Raw genomic sequence first — 9,216 nt, 5'->3', positions numbered from 1 at the left:
TCAACACGCTTCATGAAAGTTTTTCGACAAAAACACCCAAGAAACAAAAAAGACCACAAAAACAACAGCTTAAGACAATCAACAAACACCCCGGAACAACACCACAACACCACAATCCCCAAAAACAACCCTGAAGGCCCGGAAACAGTACACCAGGCCTCGCCCGCAAAGGGCCGCATTCCCCCTGCACTGCCCTTTCAAGCAGGGCTGCCGGCCCGTCCGCCGGGGATAGATTTGATTCCCACGCGCGAGGCGGGCATGCTCGGCCTGGAATTCGACGGAGAATCTGCCGCCCGCGGCACCAGCCCAACGGGCGATCGATGGACTCGGCCAAGCTCACCTCATGAATGCTCCCCCCGAACTGAGATCCCCGCATGAGCCGCTGACGCCGGAAGCGGCGGCGCTGCTCGTCGATCTCGGCATCGATCCCCCGATCCAACCGGCGGGCGCCTCGCCGGCCGGCCTGGACCGGCGCGGGGTGTCGCTGCGCTGGCTGTCGGCCTGCATGCTGGTCGGCTCCTGCGGCGCGGCCCTGCTCGGTGGCGCGATCCTCGTGGCGATGCGCGGCGACACCAGCTTCGCCGAGCGTCCGGAGACGGTGACCACGCGCCAGGTCACCGGTCTCGGCGGCGGCGCGCGCAAGGGCGACAAGCTCGTGGCGGAACAGCCGATCGCCTCGGCCAGGCACAGCGCCCGCGCGCCGATGTCCCAGCGCGTCGGCGATCGCGAGGTGATCAAGGTCCGCCCCTATGTGCGCCTCGCCTCCAATCTCTCGCTGACCACCGGCGTCTATGCCACCAACATCCCGCCCTTCAATCCGCTGCGCCTGTTCGCCGAGGGCGCTCCCGGCAGCGAGCGCTATGCCGAGCCGGTGACCGATCTGCCCGATGCCGATGTCTCGATCACCAAGCGCGATCTCGCCGAGCTGACCATCCAGGCGAGCAAGGCCAATCTGAGCGACGCCGAGGTGATCGCACAGATGGAGGAGGAGCGCGCCAACCTCGCCGCCAGCGACCGTCGCGCCGCCCTGCCGATCCCGCCGCAGCTGATGCTCAGCCGGACCCTCGGCCAGGGCGCCGCCGCTGCGAGCGCCGATCTGCTCGGCTACGCGCCGGCCACCGACACCTCCTTCTCCGGGATCGAGGTCCGCGTCGTCCCGGAAAACGTCACCAATGCGCTGAAGGCGCCGATCGCCGCGACACGCGAGCCGCTGGTCGAGGAGAAGCTGCTGATCACCCGCCGCGGCGAGAATTTCGAGACCGTGGTCCGCAATGCCGGCGCCAATCGCGACCAGATCATCTCGATGATCAACGCCTTCGGCGGCAAGGTGAAGATCGCCGCGCTGCCGGAGGGCCAGGTCCTGCAGGCCCTGTTCGCACCCGGGCCGCGGCCGGGCGATGCGCGCCAGATCGTCCGCATCGCCCTGCTCGACAATGGCCGCCCGGCCGCGATGGTCGCGATCAACGACAAAGGCGTCTTCACCCCTGTCGCACTGCCCAAGGCCGAGACGCTCGGCCCGCAGCAGAAGGCCCAGACGGGCAGTGACGAGGAGGAGGAGGAAGAGGAGGACAGCGGCGGCACCGGCGCCCGGCTCTATGAGAGCCTGTACGAGACCGGGCTGCGCCATGACCTGCCGCGCGCCCTGATCGACGAGCTCGTCCGCATCTTCTCCTATGATCTCGATTTCCAGCAGCGCGTCCGCGACGGCGACAGCCTCGAGGTGATCTTCACCGACGAGGACGAGGGCGAGCGCGCCGAAATTCTCTCGGCCTCGCTCACCATCGGCGGCGAAACCCGGCAGGTCTTCCGCTACCAGGCGCCCGAGGACGGGCTGATCGACTTCTTCGATCCGGACGGACGGTCGCTGAAGAAGTTCCTGTTGCGCAAGCCGATCAGCGATGCCGAGATGCGCTCGGGCTTCGGCATGCGCTACCACCCGATCATGCGCTATTCGAAGATGCATACCGGCGTCGACTGGGCCAACAAGATCGGCACGCCGATCCTGGCGGCGGGCAACGGCACGGTGATCAAGGCCGAATGGGATTCCGGCTATGGCCGGCGCATCGAGATCCAGCACGCCAATGGCTACGTCACCAGCTATTCGCACCAATCGGCCTTCGCCAAGGGCATCGCGCCCGGCGTCAAGGTCCGCCAGGGCCAGGTGATCGGCTTCCTGGGCAATACCGGCCTCTCGACCGGCCCGCATCTGCACTACGAGGTCATGGTCAACGGCAATTTCGTCAACCCGATGAAGATCAAGGTGCCACGCGGGCGCGAGCTCGACGGCCGCGCCCTCGCCGAATTCAAGCGCCAGCGCGACGAGGTCCTGGGGCTGATCGTGCGGGCCGGAGGCCAGACCGCGCAGGCGCGCTGAGCCGGCTCCGGGGCCTGACGCCGATGCTCGCCGCGCTGCTGACCGTGCTGCCCGTCTTCGGCCTGATCGCGCTCGGCTATGGCGCGCGCTGGACCCGGATCCTGCGCGAGAGCACCGGCGAGGGGCTCTCGGATTTCGTCTTCGTCCTCGCCGTGCCCTGCCTGCTGTTCAAGACGCTGGCGACCGCGGCGATCCCCGCCGCGCAGCCCTGGGGCTACTGGATCTCCTATTTCACCGGGCTTGCCGTCGTCTGGCTCATCGCCCAGCTGGTGGCGAGCCGCGTCTTCGGGCGCAAAGGCCCCGAACTCGTCGTCTCCGGTTTCGCCGCCGCCCAGTCGAACACGGTCTTCGTCGGCATCCCGATGATCCTGAAAGCCTATGGCGAGGCCGGCGCGGTGCCGCTCGGATTGCTGCTCGTCATCCATCTGCCGGTGACCATGACCGTCGCTACCGTGCTGGCCGAGGGACGCGCGGCCTCGTTCGGCCTCATGCTCCGGCGCCTGTTCATGCACCCTCTGATCCTCGGCATCCTGCTCGGCGCCGCAGTGCGCCCGGTCGTCGCGCATGTGCCGGCACCGCTCTGGACGATCATCGATCTGATTGCCGCGACGGCGGTTCCCTGCGCGCTGATCAGCCTCGGCATCGCGCTCCATCGCTACGGCCTGGCCTCGGGCATCGGCCTGCCGGTGGTCCTGAGCGGGCTCAAGCTGGTCGTGCATCCACTGATCGTGCTGATACTGGCGACGAAGGTCTTTGCGATGCCTCCGGTCTGGGCCGGTGTCGCGGTGCTGTTCGCCGCCTGTCCCTGCGGGGTCAACGCCTATCTCTTCGCCGAGCGCTATCGCCAGGGCATGGCCGATGCCTCGAGTGCCATCGCGCTCTCGACCGCACTCTCGCTTTTCACCACGATCTTCTGGCTGAGCTGGCTCGGCGCGACCTGAGGCGAGCGCTCGGATGATCTCGACCGGTCGGCGATTCACGTGAAACCGAGCTGCCGGCGGATCGCGGCAGGCGTCACCCCTTGGGCCCGCAGATCGGCGAGCCCCGGCGACTGCCGGCTCTTGGCCAGCTTTTGACCGGTCTGGTCGGCCAGAAGCCGGTGGAAGTGATAGAGCGGCACGGCCAAGCCGAGCAGGCGCTGCAGCACGAGATGGATAGCGGTCGCCGCCTCAAGATCGCGGCCGCGCACGACATGGCTGACGCCCTGCAGCGCATCGTCGACGACGACGGCGAGGTGATAGCTCGTAGGTACGTCCTTGCGGGCGAGCACGACATCGCCCCAGCGCGCCGGATCCACGGCGATCCGCCGCACCGCTCCTTCGGCATCGAAGACGGAGTAGGAAAGATCCGCACCCGCGCATGCGAGCGCGCGATCCATGGCCAGGCGCAGCACATGCGGCTCGCCAGCCGCGATCCGCTCACGCTGCTCCGCTCCGGACAGGTTGCGGCAGCATCCGGGATAGAGCGGCGCGCCATCGGGATCGCGCGGCCAGGGCTCGCCGGTTTCGGCTTCGCGCCGGGCGACCGCCTGCTTCACCTCCTGCCGCGAGCAGAAGCAGGGATAGATCAGCCCCATCGCCTGCAGCTGTGCCAGCGCGCTGCGGTAATCGTCGAAATGCTCCGACTGGCGCCGAACCGCGCCGTCAAAATGCAGGCCGAGCCAGGCGAGATCGTCATGGATGCCCTGCTCGAATTCCGGCCGGCAGCGCGCGAGGTCGATATCCTCGATCCGCAGCAGCAGCCGCCCGCCGAAAGCGGCGGCCAGGCGGGCATTGGTCAGCGCCGAGAGCGCGTGGCCGAGATGCAGCCGCCCGTTCGGGCTCGGTGCGAAACGGAAAACGGGTGGGGACTTCGCCATCGCCTCCTGTCTATGGTCGGAGCCGAGCGTCGCCAAGCCCGTACCCTCCTGACAGGATCGGCGCCAGCCTGCACCCTAGATTGCCCACCATGCCGAGAATCACCTGCGACGCCGATCTCGAAGAGGGCATGGCCGCCCTCGCTGCCCTCGACCCGGCCTGGGAGCCGATCATTGCGCGCACCGGCATCCCGCCGCTGCGCCGGCGCGAGAGCGGCTTTGCCAGCCTCGTCTCGATCATCGTCTCGCAGCAGCTTTCGGTCGCCAGCGCCCGCACCGTCTGGATAAGGCTGGAAGGCGTGTTCGCGCCGCTGACGCCGGAGCGGATCCTGATCGCGAGCGATGAGGAGATGCGGCTGTCGGGCCTGTCACGGCCGAAGCAGAAGACCTTGCGCGCCGTCGCCGCCGCGATCGCCGAAGGCCGCCTCGACCTCGCCGGACTGGAAACGGCGACGCCCGAATTCGTGCATGAGCACATGACCGCCGTTTCGGGCATCGGGCCGTGGACGGCGGATGTCTATCTGCTGTTCTGCCTCGGCCACCGTGACGGCTTCGCCGCCGGCGACCTCGCCGTGCAGGAAGCGGCGAAGCTCGCTTTCGGGCTGGCCGCCCGGCCGAAACCGACCGAGCTTCTCGCTCTGGCAGAGGCCTGGCGGCCCTGGCGCGGCGTCGCGGCCCGCTTGCTCTGGGCCTATTACGCCGCGCTCAAGGCGCGCGAAGGCGTCAACGCCTAGATCAACGCGCGTCCGTCCGGACGCGGTCACGGTGATCCATCTCAGTGTTATCGCATCGGAATTTTCCAAAAAGTGGAGTCCACTTTTCGGTCCGATGCCATAGGCGCGTTTTCGAGTGAAGTGTCCGCCGGCTCGCGTGACGAGAAAGCGATGAGCAGAAACCGGGACCACTCCCGCGCTTGTTCGAGGCGCGGGAGTGGTCGGGCCTTCATCCCTTGATCACCTTGAGAGCCGCCTGGCTGGCGGCACGCAGCAGGCCGGTATCGCTCATCACCGTTACCAGCCTTGCACCGAGCTCGACGCCCTGTTTGGCGCGCTCGGCGCTCGCCGCATAGAAGGCGACCGGCTTCTTCACCGCATTCGCCCGCGCCACGATATGGCGCAGCGCGTCGTCGACCTCCTTAGCCGAGGCGTTGACCGAGGTGCCGCCCGACAGCGCGATCGACAGATCCGACGGGCCGACGAAGAGCGCGTCGATGCCGTCGATGGCGAGAATGTCGTCGACGATCGCCATCGCCTCGCGCGTCTCGATCATCGCGAAGGTCAGCGAGAAATCATTGGCCTGCCTGAGATAGCCGTTCTGGTCGAGGCCGGAGGCGCCGAGGCCGCCATAGCTGCCCCAGCTGCGCTCGCCGAGCGGCGGATACTTGGCATAGGCCGCGAGACGGCGCGCATCCTCGATCGTGTTGATCATCGGCGCGATCACGCCGGACGCGCCGGAATCGAACAGCTTCGAGACGTTCTGGAACTCGCCGACCGCGATGCGGGCGAGAGCGGGCTTGCCGGCGGCATTGATCAGCGGGATCGCCCGGATGACCTCGCCGAGCGTGATCGGGCCGTGCTGCATGTCGAGCGTGACCGCATCGAAATCTTCCTGCGCCAGGATCGCGGCGATGCTCGGGTCCGGCAGGCCGCACCAGGCGGAAAGCAGCGTCTCACCCTTGGCGAGACGGTCTGCGAGCGAGGAGAGCACGGTCGGGTTGGTGGCGGTCATCGGGCAGCTTCATCCGGTTGCGGCCGCTCTTCGTCGGCGGCACGCTGAAACTGGACCCAATCGCGGGCCAAAGGCAAACCATCCGGCATGCGCCCGGCTCGGGGACGCCTTGCGAATCGCGCGCCTTTCCCCACCGGCAGCCGCGCCTGCCCGGCGCGGCTGCCGTGGCGAGGCGCTTCAGCGCCCGGCCTGGATCTCTTCGGCCGCCCGGATCAGCAGATCCTGCATGACCTGACGGATCTCGCTGTCGCCGGCCGCGACATTGCCGGCCGCGAAATCGGCCTTGACCTTGCGCACCACGTCCTCGTCGCCGGCCTCCTCGAAATCGGCCAGAACGACCGATTTGGCATAGGCCTCGGCGTCGGCGCCGCTCTTGCCGAGCTTGTCGGCGGCCCAGAGGCCGAGCAGCTTGTTGCGGCGGGCCATCGCCTTGAAGCGCAGTTCCTCGTCATGCGCGAACTTGTTCTCGAAAGCATCCTTGCGCTGGTCGAATGTCGCCATGACGGTTCTGGTCCTCTCCGGAATCGCGGGGTTTGCGGCAGATCGGCCGATATCGGCCTTCCTCGCCATATAGAATGCGCCAGCCGACGCGGCTAGGGGCGAGCGCGCCGCGGGCCGGCGGCACAGATTTCGAGACGCCCGGCGCGCTTTGTTGCGTTTGCGACGCGAAAGGCCCATATAGCGCGAAGCGCGGCAGACTCCTCAGGAAGCGAGCGCGCGAGAACCAGCCGGACCGGCGCGTTAGGATCGAACTCGAAAGAGCCACGGGATTGCGCGACAGCGTGCTGAACAGGGCCAAGATCCCGCCGCGGGAAACCGCGACCAGAGAGAGGCCGACCCATTGGATTTCCTCAAGCCACGGTATATCCCGATGAACCGCCGCCGTCGCATTTACGAAGGCAAGGCGAAGGTCCTGTACGAAGGACCGGAGCCCGGAACGCTCATCCAGCATTTCAAGGATGACGCGACCGCCTTCAACGCCAAGAAGCATGAAGTGATCGACGGCAAGGGCGTCCTGAACAACCGGATTTCCGAGTACATCTTCACGAACCTCAACGATATCGGCGTCCCCACGCATTTCATCCGCCGGCTGAACATGCGCGAGCAGCTGATTCGCGAGGTCGAGATCATTCCGCTCGAGGTCGTGGTCCGCAACGTCGCCGCCGGCTCGTTGTCGACCAAGCTCGGCCTCGAGGAAGGCACCCAGCTGCCGCGCTCGATCATCGAGTTCTATTACAAGAACGACGCGCTGAACGACCCGATGGTCTCGGAAGAGCACATTACCGCCTTCGGCTGGGCGACGCCGCAGGAGATCGACGACATCATGGCGCTCGCCATCCGCGTCAATGATTTCCTCTCCGGCCTGTTCCTCGGCGCCGGCATCCGCCTCGTCGACTTCAAGATGGAGTGCGGCCGCCTCTGGGAAGGCGACATGATGCGCATCGTCGTCGCGGACGAGATAAGCCCGGATTCCTGCCGGCTCTGGGACATCAAGTCGAAGGACAAGATGGACAAGGACCGCTTCCGCCGCGACATGGGCGGGCTGATCGAGGCCTATACCGAGGTGGCCCGCCGCCTCGGCATCATGGGCGAGAACGAGAAAACCGGCCCGGCCGGGCCGCGCCTGGTGCAGTGAGCGCCGGGATCGCTGTCGAACCGACATCGAAACGGGGGCGCTTGCGCTCCCGTTTGCGTTTCGGCGCCCTGGCCCTGGCGGTCGTGCTGCTCGCTGGCTGCGCCGACCATTTCGGCCCGGGCCTCGTCCAGCTCGCCGCCGGCCGCGGCTGGGAGCCTCTGCCGATCCAGAGCTGGGTCGTCAATGATGGCATTACCCCGAGGGCGATCGTCTATTGCCCGCCGGAGGATTGCATCCGCCCCGGCGTCGCCGCCTTGCTGAGCTTCGAAGGGCGCCGCGCCGTCGAGATCGAGCGCGCGCTGGCATCGGATCCGGCAAGGCTGGCGCGGGCCTTCACCGCCTCGGCCACGCGCGGCAAGGACAAGAAACCGGCCAGGCCGGCGAGCACCACCACCGTCTCGCGCTTCAAGCTCGACGGCACCAGCGGCATCCAGGTCGAGATCCGCGCCAGGGAGGGCCACCGCCTCGCCTCGACCGCGATCCTCTATGCCCGCAAGGACAAGGTGCTATCGCTCGCCATCGCCGTCACCAATGATTCGCAGGCCGCCCGCGACTATGCCCGCGCCACCTGGGAAAGCCGTTGAAGCGACGTCCTGGACCAGCAAAGAGTTGAGCCGGCGCCGATTCACCGCTAAGCCACCGCCAAACTTCCGACCGGAGATCAAGATGAAAGCCCGCGTCACCGTCACCCTCAAGACCGGCGTGCTCGATCCGCAGGGCAAGGCCATCGAGGGTGCGCTCAAATCCCTCGGCATCGCCGGCGTCGGCTCGGTGCGCCAGGGCAAGGTCTTCGACATCGAGCTCGCCGACACCGACAAGGCCGTGGCCGAGGAGACCCTCAAGGCCGCCTGCGAGAAGCTGCTCGCCAATACGGTGATCGAGAACTACCGCGTCGAGATCGGAGTCTGAGCCGATGAAAGCCGCCGTCATCACCTTTCCGGGCTCCAACCGCGATGGCGACGTCGCCAAGGCTCTGAAGCAGGCCGGCGCCAGCGTCGCGCATGTCTGGCATGGCGACCACGAGCTGCCGGCCGGGACCGACCTCGTCGTGCTGCCGGGCGGCTTTTCCTATGGCGACTATCTGCGCTGCGGCGCGATTGCCGGTCGTGCCCACATCATGGACGCGACGCGGGCCCATGCAGCGCGCGGCGGCCTCGTGCTCGGCATCTGCAACGGCTTCCAGATCGCCTGCGAGTCCGGGCTGCTGCCGGGCGTTCTTGCACGCAACGCCAATCTGAAATTCGTCTGCAAGCGCCAGCATCTGCGCGTCGAGCGCAACGACACCGCCTTCACCTCCGCCTATGCCAAGGGGCAGGTGATCGATGTCTGCATCGCCCATGGCGAAGGCAACTATATCTGCGATGCCGAGACGCTTGCCCGGCTTGAAGGCGAGGGCCTCGTCGCCTTCCGCTATTGCGATGCCGAGGGCCAGATCACGGCCGAGGCCGATCCGAATGGCTCGCTCAACCACATCGCCGGCATCTATTCGCCGAAGCGCAATGTGCTCGGCCTGATGCCGCATCCGGAGAACCTGATCGACGGACTCGTCGGCGGCACCGACGGCCGCGGCATGTTCGAGAGCCTGATCAACGGCCGGAAGGCGGCCTGACGCCTCGCATCATA

General features: G+C 67.1%; 11 protein-coding genes. 8 read left to right on the top strand and 3 right to left on the bottom strand.

All coding sequences use genetic code 11. From position 1 onward, the window contains the following. The 3 genes from J0J10_RS23835 to J0J10_RS23825 form a co-directional block, all read left to right on the top strand. Positions 1-378, top strand: a 378-nt coding sequence (locus J0J10_RS23835; protein WP_291649757.1) for a hypothetical protein, incomplete at its 5' end; no start/stop codon positions are given. Further along, the gene (locus J0J10_RS23830) at positions 344-2,374 is read left to right on the top strand and encodes a M23 family metallopeptidase (protein ID WP_291649755.1); all 2,031 of its coding nucleotides are present in this window, start codon (positions 344-346) and stop codon (positions 2,372-2,374) included. The genes J0J10_RS23835 and J0J10_RS23830, both read left to right, overlap by 35 nt. Positions 2,375-2,397: 23 nt before the next feature. Next, the gene (locus J0J10_RS23825) at positions 2,398-3,315 is read left to right on the top strand and encodes an AEC family transporter (RefSeq protein ID WP_291649753.1); all 918 of its coding nucleotides are present in this window, start codon (positions 2,398-2,400) and stop codon (positions 3,313-3,315) included. Between the two features lie 35 nt (positions 3,316-3,350). Here the strand turns inward: J0J10_RS23825 and gluQRS are convergent, their stop codons facing one another. Next, a complete protein-coding gene (gene gluQRS, locus J0J10_RS23820; protein ID WP_291649765.1) occupies positions 3,351-4,232 on the bottom strand; it encodes a tRNA glutamyl-Q(34) synthetase GluQRS in 882 nt (293 codons plus the stop codon). 89 nt (positions 4,233-4,321) lie between these two features. On the opposite strand from gluQRS, the gene J0J10_RS23815 reads away from it, so the two are divergent. Next, on the top strand, positions 4,322-4,963 hold the full coding sequence (locus J0J10_RS23815; protein WP_291649751.1) for a DNA-3-methyladenine glycosylase family protein: 642 nt from the start codon (positions 4,322-4,324) through the stop codon (positions 4,961-4,963). Between the two features lie 208 nt (positions 4,964-5,171). On the opposite strand, the gene J0J10_RS23810 is transcribed toward J0J10_RS23815, so the two are convergent. After that, positions 5,172-5,957: an HpcH/HpaI aldolase family protein gene (locus tag J0J10_RS23810; protein WP_291649749.1), complete on the bottom strand. Its 786-nt coding sequence runs from the start codon at positions 5,955-5,957 to the stop codon at positions 5,172-5,174. Between the two features lie 177 nt (positions 5,958-6,134). Next, positions 6,135-6,458 (bottom strand): DUF1476 domain-containing protein, encoded by a 324-nt coding sequence (locus J0J10_RS23805; RefSeq protein ID WP_291639059.1) that lies wholly within the window; start codon positions 6,456-6,458, stop codon positions 6,135-6,137. A 340-nt stretch (positions 6,459-6,798) separates the two neighbouring features. Here J0J10_RS23805 and purC point away from each other — a divergent pair, with 340 nt between their 5' ends. From purC to purQ, 4 genes are all read left to right on the top strand, one after another. Continuing rightward, positions 6,799-7,593 (top strand): phosphoribosylaminoimidazolesuccinocarboxamide synthase, encoded by a 795-nt coding sequence (purC, locus tag J0J10_RS23800; protein WP_291639058.1) that lies wholly within the window; start codon positions 6,799-6,801, stop codon positions 7,591-7,593. A 41-nt stretch (positions 7,594-7,634) separates the two neighbouring features. Further along, the gene (locus J0J10_RS23795; protein ID WP_291649747.1) at positions 7,635-8,177 is read left to right on the top strand and encodes a hypothetical protein; all 543 of its coding nucleotides are present in this window, start codon (positions 7,635-7,637) and stop codon (positions 8,175-8,177) included. An 82-nt stretch (positions 8,178-8,259) separates the two neighbouring features. Next, a complete protein-coding gene (gene purS, locus J0J10_RS23790) occupies positions 8,260-8,502 on the top strand; it encodes a phosphoribosylformylglycinamidine synthase subunit PurS (RefSeq protein WP_291639056.1) in 243 nt (80 codons plus the stop codon). A 4-nt stretch (positions 8,503-8,506) separates the two neighbouring features. After that, on the top strand, positions 8,507-9,202 hold the full coding sequence (gene purQ, locus J0J10_RS23785; RefSeq protein ID WP_291649745.1) for a phosphoribosylformylglycinamidine synthase subunit PurQ: 696 nt from the start codon (positions 8,507-8,509) through the stop codon (positions 9,200-9,202). Positions 9,203-9,216: the final 14 nt, after the last annotated feature.

The organism is Allobosea sp., from assembly GCF_017308075.1.
Taxonomy (GTDB): domain Bacteria; phylum Pseudomonadota; class Alphaproteobacteria; order Rhizobiales; family Beijerinckiaceae; genus Allobosea.
The sequence above is the reverse complement of the archived record's forward strand: the minus strand, read 5'-3'. Positions and strand labels throughout refer to the sequence as shown.

Coding starts and splice junctions, on each gene's coding strand:
- J0J10_RS23830 (WP_291649755.1), top strand. CDS start 344: ATGAATGCTCCCCCCGAACTGAGATCCCCGCATGAGCCGCTGACGCCG.
- J0J10_RS23825 (WP_291649753.1), top strand. CDS start 2,398: ATGCTCGCCGCGCTGCTGACCGTGCTGCCCGTCTTCGGCCTGATCGCG.
- gluQRS (WP_291649765.1), bottom strand. CDS start 4,232: ATGGCGAAGTCCCCACCCGTTTTCCGTTTCGCACCGAGCCCGAACGGG.
- J0J10_RS23815 (WP_291649751.1), top strand. CDS start 4,322: ATGCCGAGAATCACCTGCGACGCCGATCTCGAAGAGGGCATGGCCGCC.
- J0J10_RS23810 (WP_291649749.1), bottom strand. CDS start 5,957: ATGACCGCCACCAACCCGACCGTGCTCTCCTCGCTCGCAGACCGTCTC.
- J0J10_RS23805 (WP_291639059.1), bottom strand. CDS start 6,458: ATGGCGACATTCGACCAGCGCAAGGATGCTTTCGAGAACAAGTTCGCG.
- purS (WP_291639056.1), top strand. CDS start 8,260: ATGAAAGCCCGCGTCACCGTCACCCTCAAGACCGGCGTGCTCGATCCG.
- purQ (WP_291649745.1), top strand. CDS start 8,507: ATGAAAGCCGCCGTCATCACCTTTCCGGGCTCCAACCGCGATGGCGAC.